This is a genomic window from Mesorhizobium sp. CCNWLY176 (assembly GCF_037153935.1).
GTDB classification, from domain to species: domain Bacteria; phylum Pseudomonadota; class Alphaproteobacteria; order Rhizobiales; family Rhizobiaceae; genus Mesorhizobium_M; species Mesorhizobium_M zhangyense.
In genome coordinates this window covers 286,002-302,204 of the sequence record NZ_JBBBDZ010000002.1, presented here as the reverse complement: position 1 = coordinate 302,204, position 16,203 = coordinate 286,002, and the positions used below count along the sequence as shown (strand labels likewise).

The window sequence follows — 16,203 nt, the reverse complement described above, 5'->3', positions numbered from 1 at the left end:
ATTGCGTTATATGGACCCTCTGAGAGGATTTCCCAGATGACGAACGGCAAAATGAATTCCCGACAAAAGATATTGGCTGCGGCCGCTGAACTGGCTGGTGAAGTCGGGCCGGGCCACCTGTCGCTGGACGCGGTTGCGCAGCGTGCAGGGGTCTCAAAAGGCGGACTTCTCTACAATTTCCCCAGCAAGGCCAAGCTGCTCGAAGCTCTGGTGGAACAGCATCTGAGCGAGTTCAATGCCGCCCTGGAGGCGAAGGAAAAGCAGTGGGAGGGGCGGCCCAACAGTCTGGGGGCTGCCTATCTTGAACTTTTCGTGACCGACCTGGAACAGCGCCAGCCGCCGCCGTCGGGCTTGCTCGCAGCGATGGCGGAGGATCCCGGTTTCCTGACGCCGATAAAGCGCTTCAATCGCACGTTGCTCGACCGGCTCAAGGCAAGCTCAAGAAATGAAGCCAACGCGCTGATCCTCTTTCTTGCACTCGAAGGGATGAGAAGCCTCAGGCTTTTCGATATCGATGTCTTGTCGCCCGTCGAGCAAGACGCAGTGATTGCGTCGTTGGGGGCAACTTTGGAGAAGGGCGATTGATTTGGGGGCAGGGCTGACACCGCATGCCCGAACATAAAAGAATGCGGAGGGCCAAACGCCCGCTGTCGTCGTCCTTCATCGTTTTCTGATTATCCGCCGACATTGCAGCCCAGGCCGCCTTGATCTCGTCGTCCGAGCGCATGGTCGTCATGGTTTCATCGCTATAGAACAGCTTCATCATCATTTCATAGGAAATGACGAGCGATGCTGAAAAGGCACGGCTAAACGGGCTCGCTATCTGCGGCAAGCAGTGGCTCTACCGCCTGACAACGATCAACGCGTCAGTATGTCAGGCGCTAAAGGCAGATTGGCCTATTTCCCTGCGGCCTTGGTCTTGCGCGGACGAAGGCGATCGCGATCGAGTACGACCACGCAGGAGTCCAGATCGTTCGTCGCAAGATGCGCATAGCGCATTGTCATCTGCAGGGTCTGATGCCCGAGCCACATCTGTACGCGGCGGATATCGATGCCGCCCTGGACGAGGCGCGACGCGCATGTGTGGCGCAAGATATGCGGCACGACCTGGGTGTCGGTTCCGAGGCCGACTTCCGCCTTCGCATCATTCCATATGGCGCGGTAGCGAACGCCGGTAAGCATGGAGAAGGGGCCTTTCAGGCCCTCGGCGCTGACGTCGACCGATTCTTCGGCCCGGATGGTCATGGGGATAGTGCGGCTGCGTCCGGATTTGGTGATCCAGAAGCTTACCCGGTGTTCCTGGATGTCGTTCCAGATCAGGCCGAGGGCTTCGCCCAGGCGGCAGCCGCTGTCGACCAGAAACAGGCTGAGCCGGTAGCTGTCTTCGCAGCGTGCCTTGATGGCGCCGAATAAGCGATCTTCCTCGTCGTGTTCGAGGAAGCGGATGCGTCCAGCCCGCTCTTTCTGCCGCCGAAACTCCGGCAGGCTGTGGATATCCCCCATCTGACTCGCCTTTCGCAGCAATTTGCTGAGCGCAGCCATCTTCCTGTTGATGGTTGCATTGCTGTTGCCGCGTTCACGTAGCTTGCCGACAAGGTCATCGAGAGTACTTTGGTCGAAGGTGCTGAAGCGCTCCCCGAGCAAAATCTCATTCAACTCGCCTATGAAGAAGGTGACGTTGTATTTGTGGTTTCCGTCTTCCCACAAAATATTCTTGTATTTTTCGAAAAGCTCGGCGAGCGAAAAGGTGCTTACGACATTGAAAGGATTGGCATTAAAGGTCGGACTCCCTCCATAACTCGTCGAATACGAGACGACATGGCTGGAGAATTCGCTTTTCGCGCTTTCCTGTGTGCTCACTTTTCAGTCCCCAAGTCGATAGTGACCTATGGTCAATATCCCGCCCATATGCTGCTAAACATATTTCGCGGGACGTTGGAAACCCTATTTCTCGAAACGGAACGAAATTCCGGAAATTCATACCGGTGAATTTCTCCGATCCTTACGTCAACCCCTTGCGATAGTGCAGTTGTCTCCCCTGTCTTCCGGCCGCCCGCCAACGCTTCATTTCAAGAAAAAAACGGCCCGGGACCGAAAGACCCCAGGCCGTCTACTAGGTTTTTAAACCAGTCGCATTAGAAGTTGCGCTGGAAGCGGATCATGCCGCCGAAGCCGTCGCCGAGCTTCGTGCCATTGTAGCTGTGCCAGGAATTCCAGGCGATTTCCGGGGTGATCTTGAAGCCCGGAACGAGCTCGTAAGCCACGTTGGCAACGATCGCGGTATCCTTGTTGTCGGCATAAGAAGCCTGCAGATTAAGGGTAGCCTTTTCGTTCAGCTTGGCCGACGCACCGCCCCAGACTGCCCACTTGCCACCCCAAGGCTTGTAGAAGTTCTGGCGCAGAGTAGCTGCGTCGTCAGTGCCGTAGCCGGCCATCACGAAGAGCGAGATGGTCTCGGTTGCGTTGACGTCCAAACGAACCTTGCCGGCCCATTCTTCATAGACCGAGTCGTAACCGACGACGCCGGACACGCCACCCCAGCCCTGCGTGTAAGCAGCGCCGACGACCACATGCGGAACGTAGGAGTCGATCGTGTAGCCACCATTGCCTTCTTCGAGAGCTACAGCAGCCGAGAAGCCGTTGCCGCCCTTGTAGGTGTATGAAATCTGGTGCGTATCATAAGGACCAGACATGATGATGTCGTCCTCGATCACGCCGCCGGCATAACCAACGAGCGTCGTGAACAGCGAATCGGTCTTACCGATGCGGAAGCCACCGAGTTCGATGTAGGCGTGGTTCATCTTGGCAACGGTGCCACCAGCAGTGGTGAAGCCACCCGGAGCCGAGGTATCGTAGTCGAAGTTCAGGTGGAAATAGCCGCGCAGGGTGCCGAGTTCGGTTTCCGAACGGGCGTCGAGCTGCAGAGCAGCGCGGGCGCGCTTGTAGTAGGTGTCGTTGAAGCCGTCGCCCTGCTTGTCACGCACGTCGATCAGGCCGCCGTAGCCGCCTTCACCAGCGCGGATGTCGTAACGGACATAGCCGCCGACGCGCAGGCAGGTTTCGGTGCCCGGGATGTAATAGAAGCCGGCGCCGTAAACGTCGCAGACGCGGACATATTCCATGGGTTCCGGCTCGGCGACGACGACAGCGTCGGCCGCGCGGGCACCGGATACTGCAGCGAGGGCCGCAGCGGAGCCGAGAAGCAGGCTCTTAATGTTCATTTTCTGACCTCCAGTCAGAATCGAAAAAGGAGGTCGAAAAAGAACGCTCACGCCGAAGCTTGAATCTTCTAATCAACTGAAAGGATTGGGGAAATTTGAGAGCAGTGCTGAGCACTGGCGGAGAGGATGGGATTCGAACCCACGAGAAGCTTTTGACCTCTACTCCCTTAGCAGGGGAGCGCCTTCGACCACTCGGCCACCTCTCCGTTGGGTCGCTGGATAAAGAAAAGGACGCGCGCACGCAATAAGGAGAGACGCTGTTTGATGAAATAAAGACCGGCAATCGGAAAACGGCCCGCCTTTATATATGCAAGAGACGGGTGATCAGCTTCGGCATGCCCCGTCGCGGTGTTTTGCGAATCGTGACGAAGCCTCGGCATGGCGTTTCCCTGGATTCCCATGGTTCCCTGGCCTTCCACGGAGTTGAGAAGTTAATGAGACCTTTCCGTGGGGTATCAAATCGTGTCATTTGTGCCACAGCGTTACGGGATCACACGCCAGGAGCTGTTGCAGGCATACGATCGTGGTTGAACGGCGGCGCACGGTGGGTAATGTCAGATTCGAGGAAGGGGCGAACGTTCGTGTCTTTTTCAGTATTGGGGATGGGGCAGGGAAGCTGTCCTTCAGCAAATAAAACCCAGACCCGTTTTTTAACTTTGACTGGAGGTCAGAAAATGAACATTAAGAGCCTGCTTCTCGGCTCCGCTGCGGCCCTCGCTGCAGTATCCGGTGCCCGCGCGGCCGACGCTGTCGTCGTCGCCGAGCCGGAACCCATGGAATATGTCCGCGTCTGCGACGTTTACGGCGCCGGCTTCTATTACATCCCGGGCACCGAAACCTGCCTGCGCGTCGGCGGCTATGTCCGTTACGACATCGGCATCGGTGAAGGCGGCTACGGCGGCCTGATCGATGTCAATGACAAGCTTGATGCGCTGAACGGCGAGACGAACTTCAACGACACCTACTACAAGCGTGCTCGCGCTGCGCTGCAGCTCGACGCCCGTTCGGAAACCGAACTCGGTACCCTGCGCGCCTACATGCACCTCAACTTCGATTGGGATAGCTTCATCGACGGCAACAACGACAGCAACGCTGGCGGTACGACGGCCAAGATGAACCACGCCTACATCGAACTCGGTGGCTTCCGCATCGGTAAGACCGATTCGCTCTTCACCACGATGACCAACTATGCCGGCGGCGTGATCGAAGACGATCTGAACGGCGGTTATGGTCCGTTCGACACCCACCAGATCGCTTACACCTACACCGGTGGCAACGGCTTCTCGGCTGGCGTGGCTCTCGAAGAAGGCACGGGCGACTACACGATCGACTCCTACGTTCCGCACGTGGTCGTCGGCGCTGCTTACACGCAGGGCTGGGGCGGCGTGTCCGGCGTCGTCGGTTACGACTCGGTCTATGAAGAATGGACCGGCAAGGCTCGCCTGGACATCAATGCGACCGACACCATCTCGCTCTTCATCATGGCTGGTTACGGTTCGGACGACAACGTCACCCGCAGCTTCTACAAGACCTGGGGTGGTAGCTGGGCTGTCTGGGGCGGTGGTACTGTCAAGCTGAACGAGAAGGCTGCGTTCAACCTTCAGGCACAGTATGCCGACAACAAGGACGCTGCTGTAATCGCCAACGTGGCTTACGAGCTCGTTCCGGGCCTGAAGATCACGCCGGAAGTGGCCTGGAATTCCTGGCACGATGACGACGGCAACAAGCTTGGCGACGGCTTTGGTGGCTTCCTGCGCTTCCAGCGCAACTTCTAATCGGCTTCAAAGCTGATTTGAGGAAAACCCGGCGGGCAACTGCCGGGTTTTCTTTTGTGGAATATCTTAGGTTGCTACGGATCTCGAATCGCCGGCTGTTTCCATTGCACAGTTGCCAGATGTTCGGTCGATGATGAAAATGCGAGCATTTGCCTGCATGCCGGGCTTCATCCGTTAACGGAAGATGAATCGCATCCCTGATTTTGTGTCTTTTCCATCACAGCGGCGAATCTCAATTCGACTTCGCCAGCTAAAATCTCCAGTCGCAGTTGAATGCCGGACGAAGTTGCGCGAAAGCTGACTGCAACAGGCGTGTTATTCCTGTCGGCTCCGTCCGGGTGGGCTCCCAACGAAACCCGGACTGGACTTAATGATTTTGATTGGAGAGCGGAAAATGAACATCAAGGGCCTTCTTCTCGGCTCCGCTGCAGCCCTCGCAGCAGTCTCTGGCGCCCGTGCGGCTGACGCTGTCGTCGTGGCCGAGCCGGAACCCATGGAATATGTCCGCGTCTGCGACGTTTACGGTGCCGGCTTCTACTACATCCCGGGCACCGAGACCTGCCTGCGGGTCGGCGGCTATGTCCGTTACGACATCGGCATCGGCGAGGGCGGCTACGGCGGCCTCAACGACGTAAACGACAAGATGGGCGATGGCCTGAACGACACCTATTACAAGCGCGCCCGCGCCTCGTTGGAACTGGACGCCCGTTCGGAAACCGAACTCGGCACCCTGCGCGCCTACTTCCAAGTTCATTTCAATTGGGACAATGGTGTCAACGACGCGAACGATAGCGTGGCTGGCGGCACCGATGTCGAAATGGAGCATGCCTATATCGAACTCGGCGGCTTCCGCATCGGCAAGACCGACTCGCTGTTCTCGACCTTCACCAACTACGGTGCGGACGTGATCGAGGACGATCTGAACGGCGGCTACGGTCCCTTCGACACCCACCAGATCGTCTACACCTACACCGGCACCAATGGCTTCTCGGCGGCGGTCGGCCTCGAAGAAGGCACGGACGACTACACGATCGACTCCTACGTTCCGCACGTGGTCGTCGGCGCTGGCTACACCCAGGGCTGGGGCGGCATCACAGGCGTCGTCGGCTACGACTCGGTCTATGAAGAATGGGCCGGCAAGGTTCGCCTGGACGTCAATGCAACTGATACCATCTCGCTCTTCATCATGGCTGGCTACGGCACTGACGACAATGTCACCCGCAGCTTCTACAAGACCTGGGGCGGCAACTGGGGTGTCTGGGGCGGCGGTTCAGCCAAGTTGAACGAGAAGGCTACCTTCAACCTGCAGGCACAGTATGCCGACAACAAGGACGTGGCGATTGTCGCCAACGTGGCTTACGAGCTCGTTCCGGGCCTGAAGATCACCCCGGAAGTGGCCTGGAATTCCTGGCATGACGACGTCACCAAGGAAAAGCTCGGCGATGGCTTCGGTGGCTTCCTGCGCTTCCAGCGCAATTTCTGATCGGCTTCAAAGCTGAACGCGAAAAACCCGGCGAGCAATCGCCGGGTTTTTTGTTGGATAAAAATATGTTGCAATAGCAATAGTTTACGTGTCCAGCGCATTAAGCGCCGTGGTCTGCTTTCTCCAAAAACGTAGCGATCTGCCTGGGCAGTTTGCCGGTCTCCAGCAGCGGTGCGTGGCCCTGGCCTTCGACGGTAATGGTTTTGATCGCAGGATGACGCGCAGCCATTTCCTTGAGCGTCTCTGCTGATAGAAGTTTTGAGTTCTCGCCGCGAATGGCGAGCATCGGCACGCTCTTCAGACCCTCGAATTGCGGCCAGAGAACCGGAAGCGGCACGCTGAGATCCATGCCGGTGACGGTCTTCAGCAATGCTGGGTCGAAATCCGCGACTGGTGCAGCGCCATTGATGCGATAGAGCGCGCCGACAAAGCGCTCCCAGTCTGCGTCAGTCAGAGCCGAAAAGGCCTGACCATGCGTCGCGCGCTGGATAGCGATCGCATCAGCCATGCTTTTCGGCTTCGGCGCGCGTTCGAGATAGGCGCGTATGTGCGCAAGGCCGGCACCTTCAAGTACCGGGCCGATATCGTTGAGAACGACCGCTTTCAGAACCGCCGGGCGCATCGCCCCTAGAACATGGATGATAAGCCCGCCGCGCGAGGTGCCGATAAAGGCGCCGTGTTCGATGCCGAGCGCGACCAGTCCGGCGAGGATGTCGCCAGCCTCGACGGCGACATTGTAGTTCTGCCAGTCCTTGTCATAAGCCGACTCACCGCGACCGCGGTAGTCGAACGCTACAACTTTACGTCGTGTTTTTGTCTTGCGTGAAAGAAACAGCGCCAGCTCATGGAAATCCCGGGCGTTGCGCGTCAGGCCGGGAAGGCAGATCACCGGCGTCGATCCGGTGATGTCTGCGCCATAGATTCGAGCATGAAGCCGAAGCCCATCCGGCGCGGAATAGAAGAAGTCAGAAAAATCGGGAGAGGAATTCAATTGGCACCTGTCGGAAACACGCAGCGTGAGGGCGGCGCCGGCAGGATTACCCGCCACGAGGCATGATGCAAGCCGTGCGCGGCGGGCAACTCTCAATCTACGCTTGTGCGAAGTCAGTCGCGTCCGTTCACCAGATCCGCGACAATGTCGAATTTGCCCGAGAGGCGCATCTTGTAGACCTGATAATTCTCCATCACGCGCTGGACGTAGCTGCGCGTTTCGGAGAAGGGGATGCGCTCGATCCAGTCGACGACGGTGTCCACATCCTTGCCGCGCGGATCGCCGTAGCGGGTAATCCAATCTTGAGCGCGGCGCGGGCCGGCATTGTAGCCGGCGAAGGTCAGCACATAGGAGCCGTTGAAGCGGCCGAGCTGTTCGCCGAGGAAGGTCGCGCCGAGCGCTGCATTATAGCCGGCGTCCGTGGTCAGGCGCGCCTGCGAATAGGGCAGGCCGCTCTTTCTCGCCAGATCCTTGGCAGTGCCCGGCATCAACTGCAGCAGGCCGAGCGCGCCTACCCTTGAAACCGCGGCGACATTGAACTCGCTTTCCTGTCTGGCAATAGCGTAGGCAAGCGCCTTGCCCGAGCCGGAAATATTGGCATTCGCCGGTATCACGCCGATCGGGTGCGACAAGGCACCGATTTCGATGCCACGTGCCGCGGCGATCTTGCCGACCCTCAACGCGAGGAAATGGTTGTCGCGCTTTTCCGCCATGACCGCGAGCAGCGCCAGTTCGCCGGGGCTGGTCAACTGCCCGGCCAGATCGCGGTAGAGTGTGTCGGCCAGGCTTGCATAGCCGGCGTCTTCCAGCCGCTTGATGGCATTGACGGCTTCGCGCTGGGCAAAATCGCGCCGGTCGGCTGCGGTCGGCGAAGGATAGGCAATTTTGATTGCGCTTTGTCCGATGCGTTCGGCTGCAAGCTGGCCGTAGAAGGTGGTGCCGTAGCCTGCCGCGCGTTCGAAATAGGGTTTCGAGTTTCCCGGCCCGCCGGCTTCGGCGGCGCGGCCAAGCCAGTAATAGGCGCGCGACTTCGAAATTGATCCCTCTGCAAGGTCCGCGATGCGTACGAAATGCTTTTCAGCGGTTTTTGCATCGTTCAGGCCGCGCAGGGCATACCAACCGGCATGGAACTCGGCATCGGCGGCATTGGTCGGGCTTTCCGCCGCATGTGCTGCGACGATGCGATACGCGGTCTTCATATCGTCCTGATCGACCAGTTCGCGCGACAGTATGCGGCGCTCGACCCACCAGGCATCCGGATCGACGAGCGAAGCCTTGTCAGTCGGCGCCTTCAGCATGACGGCTGCTGCCTGCGCAAACTTTTCGCCGCGCCGTAGGTATCGCGCCTGCGCGAACATATAGCCGGCCGAGCGCTGCGCCGCCGGTACCGCGTCCAGCAGCTTGCTCGCGTTCTTGTCATTCTTGAGCACGGCGCTCCAGGCACCGGCAAGCGCTTGGGCACCGGCGAGACCGGATACACGCTTGGCCGAGTTGACGCGCTCGGCATAAAGCATGCGCTCCATGCGAAAGCGATGATCCGCCGCCGGGATAAGGCTGCCGAATTCATTGATGATCGAGACTTCGTCCTTGGCCTCGAGCTTTTCGACGCGCCAGAACGGCGACAGGACCGAGCGAGCGGCATCGCGGTTTCCCAGCGCTACATAGGCTCGCGAAAGCAGAATGACGCCTTCGAGCGTTTGCGGCTGCGAGCCGCCAAAGGCGCGCACGACCGTTTGCGGGGCGGGGTTCTCGCGAAACAGCGCTTTTTCGCTGTTGCGGCGCAGGGCGGCCATGCCGGGCCAGCCAGGCAGCGCTTGTGCCGCCGCGGCAATATCGCCGCTCGGCACGAGATCGCCGCCGCGAAGCGCGATGGCCCAGGCGAGGATGTGCCGGTCGAGCGAATTCTCTGAAAGGCTGTCGCGCACGGCGCGTGCACGGCCGACCTCCTGTGCCGACAGCGCATCAAGCCCACTCTTCAGGTTGGCGATGCTTCCCGCCGGCATGGAGCCGGCGTTCACGAAATTTCCCGGCTGCGCGGGAATCGCTGCGGTGGTCTGCGCGTCGACGCTCGCGCCGATCGCGAGAGCGGGCGTCAATGCGAAAATCGCGCCGATCAGCGCGAAACGGTGTTGCCTGTTGCCTGGCATGCTCTTTTCTATTCCCTGTCCATACAGGATACAAATGGGATCGGGTTACAAAAAGCCTAGTCGCCGGTAGTGAAGGGCGGGTTAACGAAAGGTTATCGTAGCTCCTTGATTTGTCCGCTTTCTGCTTTGCTCGATCCTTGCCGCAAGCTGATGTCAAGACTATGGTGCCCGGCCCAGCTTTCGGTTAGAAAGCCGGCGTCAATCACACTATTGCGGAACCGGGTGGTTCCAGGGAGTAGAATGAAATGCTGAGAGGCTCGCTTACCGCGCTCGTTACACCGTTCGAAAAGAGCGGGCGCTTCGACGAGAAAGCCTTTCGTGCATACGTCGAATGGCAGATAGCCGAAGGCACGACCGGCCTGGTTCCGGTTGGCACCACTGGCGAGTCGCCGACGCTTTCCCATGAAGAGCATCGCCTGGTCGTGAAGGCCTGCGTCGAGGTCGCAAAGGGCAGGGTGCCGGTGGTTGCGGGCGCTGGTTCCAACAACACGGCCGAGGCAGTCGGGCTGGTCGAGCACGCCGAGAAGGTTGGTGCGGATGCCGTTCTGGTGGTCACGCCCTATTACAACAGGCCGACCCAGCGCGGTCTCTATGCGCATTTCGCGGCGGTCGCCAAGTCGACCAGCCTGCCGATCATCATCTACAACATCCCACCGCGCTCGGTGATCGACATGACGCCGGAGACGATGGGACGGCTGGCCCACGACTTCAAGAACATCGTCGGCGTCAAGGATGCCACCGGCAAGGTCGAGCGGGTTTCCGAACAGCGCATCACCTGCGGAAAGGATTTCATCCAGCTTTCGGGCGAGGATGCTTCCGCCCTCGGCTTCAACGCGCATGGCGGTGTCGGCGCGATTTCGGTGACGTCCAATGTCGCGCCGCGGCTTTGCGCCGAATTCCAGGAAGCGACGCTCAATGGCGACAAGGAGCGTGCGATCGAGCTTCAGGACAGGCTAATGCCGCTGCACAAGGCGATCTTCCTCGAGCCCGGCGTTTCCGGCGCGAAATACGCGCTGTCACGGCTGGGCAAGATGGAAAACGTGCTGCGTTCGCCGCTGATGACCGTCGAAGACGCGACCGCTGAAAAGATCGAGGCTGCCATGAAGCACGCCGGATTGCTCAACTAAGCCATTAGAGCTCTTGCGGAATTTGGTTCGCAGGGCCATTTGAGTGCGTCTTTGTCGAGCCTCGAAGGACGCAACAGATAAGCCGTGATGCCATGAACCAGAAGAAATCCGACCCCAACAACAAGATCGCCGCGGAAAACCGCAAGGCGCGGTTTTCCTATGAGGTTCTCGACACCGTCGAGGCCGGCATCGTGCTGACCGGCACGGAGGTCAAGTCGCTGCGGCAGGGGCATGCAAATATCCAGGAGTCATATGCCTCGGTGGAGGGTGGCGAGTTCTGGCTGATCAATTCCTATCTGCCTGAATATCTGCAGGGCAATCGCTTCAACCATGAGCCGCGCCGTCGCCGCAAGCTTCTGCTCAACAAGCGCGAAATGGCGCGCATGAGCCAGAGCGTCGATCGCGAAGGCATGACCATGGTGCCGTTGAAGATCTATTTCAACGACCAGGGCCGCGCCAAACTCCTGCTGGCGATCGCCCGCGGCAAAAAACTGCACGACAAGCGCGAGACCGAAAAACAGCGCGACTGGAACCGCGAGAAGGGACGCCTGCTCAAGGAGCGGGGGTGAGGGCGCTGCTCGCGTAGTGGCAAAGGCCGACGGTGCTTTCCAAACGATAAGAAGGTATTTTTCGAGTCGCAGTTTTTGCAACCGAAGCGAGAAATTCCATTCAAAGACAGGCTCACACTGGTTGACGACCTTGGCTCCTTCCGCTTGTTTGGTGGTGGGGGTGCATCATGAGATTCTTTCTGGTTTTTGCTTTCTTGTTGACGAGTTCGGTTCCTTCCTTCGCAGAGGAATCCATAGGGGCGTTTTCAAAACGATTGTCCCGGCATGTCGACATGATCCGTCACAACCCGTCGGTACAACAGGCAGCGCAACGTTTCGATCCGAGGCGCCTGAGTGTTGCTTTCAGGCTTGCTCCGGATGGATCGATCAAAGACGTTCGCGTTGTGAGGACGACGGTTTCAAAGCCGCTCAGCGCGGCGATCGGGCGCGCTTTTTATGATCTTCCGCCCATAAGCAACCCGCATCATTTGGCGGCGTCCCGACCTTTCGGCGTTGAAATCATGTTGGGCGGAGCGAGATATTAAGATCTGGCCGTCCGGTCGCGTGACAGTGACGGTCGCCGGAAAGGGCTGGCGGCCGCATGAATCTACTTGGCCAAAAACTCCGCTACCTCACTGAAAATACTCACGAACATCTCGGTCGTCAGCCGTCCTGTATTGGTGTTGTAGCGTGAGCAGTGGTAACTCGAAAACACGGTGACGCCGCCGATTTCCTGCCGCCCGCCATGTCTGAAGGGATGCGCGGCGACGCGTCCACCGAGCGCGCGCACGGTGGATTGATGGGCAATGGTGCCCAAGGTCAGCACCGCCCGAAGATTCTTGAAACGTCCAATCGTCGGCTTCAGGAACGTCCGGCAGGTGTTGATCTCGGCGCCGACCGGTTTGTTTTCGGGCGGCACGCATCTGACTGCGTTGGTGATCGCGGTCTGGATCAGTTCGAGGCTGTCGTCTGGGCGTGCTTCGAAACGCCCGCGCGCCAGTCCGAAACGGATCAGCGTCTCGTAGAGCAGGTCACCGGCATAGTCGCCAGTGAAGGGGCGGCCGGTACGGTTCGCGCCACGCACGCCGGGCGCCAGCCCGACGATGAGGAAGCGCACGGCGTCTTCGCCTTCCGGTGGCAGGAATGTCGGCACCGGCGCATTGAACCAGCCCGGCTCTCGCTGGCGCCACAGCGCAATGAAATCATGAAGGCGCGGACAGAGCGAGCAGTCGCGCGACGGTTCGACAGCTGTTGTCTGCATCAATAATCGTCGTCGTCAGTGTCGGTTTCGGCGGGTTCCGGACGGCGGACCGGTCTTTCGGACGGGTCACGGCCGATCTCGTTCTTCAGCGTCATCAGGTCGATGAAATGGTCGGCCTGCCGGCGCAGATCGTCGGAGATCATCGGCGGCTGCGACGCCATGGTGGAGACCACGCTGACTTTTCGTCCACGCCGCTGCAGCGCTTCCACGAGCGTGCGGAAATCGCCGTCGCCGGAAAAAATCACATAGTGGTCGACGACATCGGAAAGCTCCAGTGCATCGACGGTCAGTTCGATATCCATGTTGCCCTTGATCTTGCGGCGGCCGGTCGAGTCGGTGAACTCCTTGGCCGGCTTGGTCACGACCTTGAAGCCGTTATAGTCGAGCCAGTCGATCAGCGGGCGGATCGAGGAATATTCCTGATCCTCCACCAGCGCGGTGTAATAGTAGGCGCGCAGCAGATAGCCGCGTTTCTGAAAACTCGAAAGCAGCTTGCGATAGTCGATATCGAAACCGAGCGAGCGTGATGTCGCGTAAAGATTGGCGCCGTCTATGAAGAGCGCAATTTTTTCACGGGGATCAAACATGTGAAATATCCTTTGGAAAAATAGGCAATCTCATAAAATACGCGGATGATGCCCGCCGGGTTGCGTTGGAAAATCACTTCACAAGCCATTACTTCAGAAAATATCGCTCGACTGCGGCCATTCCAAGGGGCCGGGACGTTATCGCAAGAAAATGTGATATTATCTTTGGGACAAAAGAATGGTGGACAGTGCGTGCTATCGCGGTCTTACTGGTTCGGCTACTCTCTCGACACAGGCTTCGCCCTTGTATTTCGTGGGCTTTCAGGTTAATGAGCGCGCCTGTTTTCCATCACATCCACGTATGAAAGGGGCAATCCATGGCCCGCGTAACCGTTGAAGACTGCATTGACAAGGTCGACAACCGCTTTGAACTGGTGCTTCTGGCCGGCCATCGCGCCCGTCAGATATCGCAGGGTGCGGCGATCACCATCAACCGCGACAACGACAAGAACCCGGTCGTGGCGCTGCGCGAGATCGCTGATGAGACCCTGTCGCCCGACGACCTGAAGGAAGATCTGATCCACTCGCTGCAGAAGCATGTCGAGGTCGATGAGCCGGAATCGGACGGTCAGGAATTGATCGACCAGGCCGACGCCACCGTGGCCACCGCCGAGGAAGATCGCGAAGAAGACAACGTCACTTTCGACCGCATGACCGAAGAAGATCTGCTGGCCGGCATCGAAGGTCTCGTCGCCCCGGAAAAAAGCGACGATTACTGACCCTTAGAGGTACTGTCGGCACTTTCGCGCCGGCCGTTTCGTGGCTATCTATCATGCGCCGTATCGACCGATGCGGCGCATGATTTTTATCGATTTGTGAGATTTGGCCCATGATGCGTCAATATGAGCTTGTCGAGCGCGTTCAGCGCTACAAGCCCGACGTGAACGAGGCGCTTCTCAACAAGGCATATGTCTACGCCATGCAGAAGCATGGTCATCAGAAGCGGGCTTCCGGCGATCCTTATTTCTCACATCCGCTTGAGGTCGCCGCGATCCTGACCGACATGCATATGGACGAGGCGACGATCGCGGTTGCGCTCCTGCATGACACGATCGAGGACACGACCGCCACCCGCCAGGAAATCGACGAGCTCTTCGGGCCTGATCTCGGCAAGCTTGTGGAGGGCCTGACTAAGCTCAAGAAGCTCGATCTCGTCTCGAAAAAGGCCGAGCAGGCCGAGAATCTCCGTAAGCTGCTGCTGGCGATCTCGGAGGATGTCCGCGTCCTTCTCGTCAAGCTCGCCGACCGGCTGCACAACATGCGCACGCTGGACCACATGCGCGACGACAAGCGTCTGCGCATTGCCGAAGAGACGATGGAGATCTATGCGCCGCTGGCTGGTCGCATGGGCATGCAGGGCATGCGCGAGGAACTGGAAGAACTGGCATTCCGCTACATCAACCCGGAAGCCTACCGCACCGTGACGGCGCGCCTGGCCGACATTTCCGAGCGCAATCGCGGTGTCATCGTCGAGATCGAGAACTCGCTATCGGCTCTTTTCGAGAAATACGCGCTGAACGCGACCGTCAAGAGCCGCCAGAAGAAGCCATGGTCCGTCTTCCGCAAGATGGAAGCCAAGGCGCTGTCCTTCGAGCAGCTTTCCGACATTTTCGGCTTTCGCGTCGTCGTCGACAGCGTTGAGGATTGTTATCGCGCGCTGTGCGCGATCCACACGACATGGTCGATGGTTCCGGGCCGCTTCAAGGACTACATCTCGACGCCCAAGCAGAACGACTACCGCTCCATCCACACCACGATCGTCGGCCCGTCTCGCCAGCGCATCGAATTGCAGATTCGCACCCGCGAGATGAACAAGATCGCCGAGTATGGCGTGGCCGTGCATGCGCTCTACAAGGATACCGGCGGCAAGGTGAACGCCAGCCACACCATCTCGAAGGAAACCAACGCCTACGCCTGGCTGCGGCGCACCATCGAGCAGCTTTCCGAGGGCGACAATCCCGAGGATTTCCTGGAAAACACCAAGCTGGAGCTGTTCCAGGACCAGGTGTTCTGCTTCACGCCCAAGGGCATGCTGATTGCGCTGCCGCGCGGTGCGACTCCCATCGATTTCGCCTATGCTGTCCACACCGACGTCGGCGACACTTGCGTCGGTGCCAAGGTCAATGGCCGCATCATGCCGCTGATGACCGAGTTGAAGAATGGCGACGAGGTCGAGATCATCCGGTCCAAGGCGCAGGTGCCGCCGGCGGCGTGGGAATCGGTGGTCGTCACAGGCAAGGCGCGCGCCGCCATCCGCCGGGCGACCAAGAACGCGATCCGCAAGCAGTATTCCGGCCTTGGCGTTCGCATTCTCGAGCGCGCCTTCGAGCGCTCGGGAAAGACCTTTTCCAAGGACGGCCTGAAGCCGGTGCTGCACCGCCTTGCCCGCAAGGACATCGAGGATGTGCTGTCCTCCGTCGGCCGTGGCGAGTTGTCTTCGACGGACGTGATGAAGGCCGTCTATCCCGATTTCAAGGAAGAGCGCGTGACGCTGCCGCCGAAGCCGCGCGAAGAGGGCTGGTCGAAAATCCGCAACGCCGCTGGCATGCTGTTCCAGATTCCGGGCCGGGCCTCGCGCAAGGACAGGTTGGCGGCCAAGGAAAGCGGCGCGGTTCCCATCCGCGGCGTGCGCGGCGATTTGCCGGTGCGTTTTGCGCCCGAAGGGGCAGTGCCCGGCGATCGCATCATCGGCATCGTGCAGCCCGGTTCCGGCATCACCATCTATCCGATCCAGTCGCCGTCGCTTACAGCGTTCGACGATCAGCCCGAGCGCTGGATCGACGTGCGCTGGGATATCGACGAGGCGACGAAGGAACGCTTTCCGGCGCGCATCTCGGTCGTGGCGATCAACGCACCGGGATCGCTTGCCGAGATCGCACAGGTGATTGCCGAAAACGATGCCAACATCCATACGCTTTCCATGGTGCGCACTGCGCCAGACTTCACCGAGATGCTGATCGACCTGGAAGTCTGGGATCTCAAGCATCTCAACCGGCTGATCTCTCAGCTCAAGGAAAATTCGAGCGTCAGCGATGCGCGGCGCGTCAATGGCTGATCATTCTA

The 16,203-nt window shown here is 59.2% G+C and carries 14 protein-coding genes and 1 tRNA gene; 8 read left to right on the top strand and 7 right to left on the bottom strand.

Annotation, left to right across the window (positions count from 1 at the left end):
* Positions 1–36 precede the first annotated feature (36 nt).
* The gene (locus tag WBQ96_RS04370; protein ID WP_165115433.1) at positions 37–585 is read left to right on the top strand and encodes a TetR/AcrR family transcriptional regulator; all 549 of its coding nucleotides are present in this window, start codon (positions 37–39) and stop codon (positions 583–585) included.
* A gap of 312 nt (positions 586–897) precedes the next feature.
* Here WBQ96_RS04370 and WBQ96_RS04365 read toward each other — a convergent pair whose 3' ends face one another.
* The 3 genes from WBQ96_RS04365 to WBQ96_RS04355 form a co-directional block, all read right to left on the bottom strand.
* Positions 898–1,860 carry a tyrosine-type recombinase/integrase gene (locus WBQ96_RS04365; RefSeq protein ID WP_336547723.1) on the bottom strand — a complete coding sequence of 321 codons (963 nt, stop codon included), beginning with the start codon at positions 1,858–1,860 and terminating at the stop codon, positions 898–900.
* Between the two features lie 275 nt (positions 1,861–2,135).
* The gene (locus tag WBQ96_RS04360; RefSeq protein ID WP_336547721.1) at positions 2,136–3,221 is read right to left on the bottom strand and encodes a porin; all 1,086 of its coding nucleotides are present in this window, start codon (positions 3,219–3,221) and stop codon (positions 2,136–2,138) included.
* A gap of 115 nt (positions 3,222–3,336) precedes the next feature.
* Positions 3,337–3,427, bottom strand: a tRNA-Ser gene (locus tag WBQ96_RS04355).
* A 468-nt stretch (positions 3,428–3,895) separates the two neighbouring features.
* Between WBQ96_RS04355 and WBQ96_RS04350 the strand changes: the two genes are divergently transcribed.
* Positions 3,896–4,996 carry a porin gene (locus tag WBQ96_RS04350; RefSeq protein WP_165115439.1) on the top strand — a complete coding sequence of 367 codons (1,101 nt, stop codon included), beginning with the start codon at positions 3,896–3,898 and terminating at the stop codon, positions 4,994–4,996.
* Between the two features lie 394 nt (positions 4,997–5,390).
* Positions 5,391–6,479 (top strand): porin, encoded by a 1,089-nt coding sequence (locus WBQ96_RS04345; RefSeq protein ID WP_336547720.1) that lies wholly within the window; start codon positions 5,391–5,393, stop codon positions 6,477–6,479.
* A gap of 100 nt (positions 6,480–6,579) precedes the next feature.
* Here WBQ96_RS04345 and WBQ96_RS04340 read toward each other — a convergent pair whose 3' ends face one another.
* Both WBQ96_RS04340 and WBQ96_RS04335 read right to left on the bottom strand, forming a co-directional pair.
* Complete coding sequence (locus WBQ96_RS04340; RefSeq protein WP_336547718.1) at positions 6,580–7,470, bottom strand: alpha/beta fold hydrolase; 891 nt, start codon at positions 7,468–7,470, stop codon at positions 6,580–6,582.
* 113 nt (positions 7,471–7,583) lie between these two features.
* Positions 7,584–9,617 (bottom strand): lytic transglycosylase domain-containing protein, encoded by a 2,034-nt coding sequence (locus WBQ96_RS04335; protein ID WP_336547716.1) that lies wholly within the window; start codon positions 9,615–9,617, stop codon positions 7,584–7,586.
* A gap of 245 nt (positions 9,618–9,862) precedes the next feature.
* Here WBQ96_RS04335 and dapA point away from each other — a divergent pair, with 245 nt between their 5' ends.
* The 3 genes from dapA to WBQ96_RS04320 all read left to right on the top strand — a co-directional run bounded on the left by dapA (position 9,863) and on the right by WBQ96_RS04320 (position 11,837).
* Positions 9,863–10,744, top strand: coding sequence for a 4-hydroxy-tetrahydrodipicolinate synthase (gene dapA / locus WBQ96_RS04330; RefSeq protein ID WP_336547714.1), 882 nt, complete (start codon positions 9,863–9,865; stop codon positions 10,742–10,744).
* 92 nt (positions 10,745–10,836) lie between these two features.
* Positions 10,837–11,313 carry an SsrA-binding protein SmpB gene (gene smpB / locus WBQ96_RS04325; protein ID WP_091913982.1) on the top strand — a complete coding sequence of 159 codons (477 nt, stop codon included), beginning with the start codon at positions 10,837–10,839 and terminating at the stop codon, positions 11,311–11,313.
* Positions 11,314–11,480: 167 nt separating this feature from the next.
* Entirely contained in the window at positions 11,481–11,837 is a 357-nt protein-coding gene (locus tag WBQ96_RS04320) for a hypothetical protein (protein WP_165115449.1), read from the top strand.
* A 62-nt stretch (positions 11,838–11,899) separates the two neighbouring features.
* Here the strand turns inward: WBQ96_RS04320 and WBQ96_RS04315 are convergent, their stop codons facing one another.
* Positions 11,900–12,553 (bottom strand): uracil-DNA glycosylase, encoded by a 654-nt coding sequence (locus tag WBQ96_RS04315; RefSeq protein WP_336547709.1) that lies wholly within the window; start codon positions 12,551–12,553, stop codon positions 11,900–11,902.
* Positions 12,553–13,140, bottom strand: coding sequence for a LabA-like NYN domain-containing protein (locus WBQ96_RS04310; protein WP_119818996.1), 588 nt, complete (start codon positions 13,138–13,140; stop codon positions 12,553–12,555). The genes WBQ96_RS04315 and WBQ96_RS04310 overlap by 1 nt, the downstream gene beginning before the upstream one ends.
* A gap of 317 nt (positions 13,141–13,457) precedes the next feature.
* On the opposite strand from WBQ96_RS04310, the gene rpoZ reads away from it, so the two are divergent.
* Complete coding sequence (gene rpoZ, locus WBQ96_RS04305; protein WP_336547706.1) at positions 13,458–13,859, top strand: DNA-directed RNA polymerase subunit omega; 402 nt, start codon at positions 13,458–13,460, stop codon at positions 13,857–13,859.
* A 110-nt stretch (positions 13,860–13,969) separates the two neighbouring features.
* On the top strand, positions 13,970–16,195 hold the full coding sequence (locus tag WBQ96_RS04300) for a RelA/SpoT family protein (protein WP_336547704.1): 2,226 nt from the start codon (positions 13,970–13,972) through the stop codon (positions 16,193–16,195).
* Positions 16,196–16,203 lie beyond the last annotated feature (8 nt).

Excerpts from the sequence above, each read along its gene's own strand:
- WBQ96_RS04370 (WP_165115433.1), top strand. The coding sequence starts at position 37 with ATGACGAACGGCAAAATGAATTCCCGACAAAAGATATTGGCTGCGGCC.
- WBQ96_RS04360 (WP_336547721.1), bottom strand. The coding sequence starts at position 3,221 with ATGAACATTAAGAGCCTGCTTCTCGGCTCCGCTGCGGCCCTCGCTGCA.
- WBQ96_RS04350 (WP_165115439.1), top strand. The coding sequence starts at position 3,896 with ATGAACATTAAGAGCCTGCTTCTCGGCTCCGCTGCGGCCCTCGCTGCA.
- WBQ96_RS04345 (WP_336547720.1), top strand. The coding sequence starts at position 5,391 with ATGAACATCAAGGGCCTTCTTCTCGGCTCCGCTGCAGCCCTCGCAGCA.
- WBQ96_RS04335 (WP_336547716.1), bottom strand. The coding sequence starts at position 9,617 with ATGCCAGGCAACAGGCAACACCGTTTCGCGCTGATCGGCGCGATTTTC.
- dapA (WP_336547714.1), top strand. The coding sequence starts at position 9,863 with ATGCTGAGAGGCTCGCTTACCGCGCTCGTTACACCGTTCGAAAAGAGC.
- smpB (WP_091913982.1), top strand. The coding sequence starts at position 10,837 with ATGAACCAGAAGAAATCCGACCCCAACAACAAGATCGCCGCGGAAAAC.
- WBQ96_RS04320 (WP_165115449.1), top strand. The coding sequence starts at position 11,481 with ATGAGATTCTTTCTGGTTTTTGCTTTCTTGTTGACGAGTTCGGTTCCT.
- WBQ96_RS04315 (WP_336547709.1), bottom strand. The coding sequence starts at position 12,553 with ATGCAGACAACAGCTGTCGAACCGTCGCGCGACTGCTCGCTCTGTCCG.
- WBQ96_RS04310 (WP_119818996.1), bottom strand. The coding sequence starts at position 13,140 with ATGTTTGATCCCCGTGAAAAAATTGCGCTCTTCATAGACGGCGCCAAT.
- rpoZ (WP_336547706.1), top strand. The coding sequence starts at position 13,458 with ATGGCCCGCGTAACCGTTGAAGACTGCATTGACAAGGTCGACAACCGC.
- WBQ96_RS04300 (WP_336547704.1), top strand. The coding sequence starts at position 13,970 with ATGATGCGTCAATATGAGCTTGTCGAGCGCGTTCAGCGCTACAAGCCC.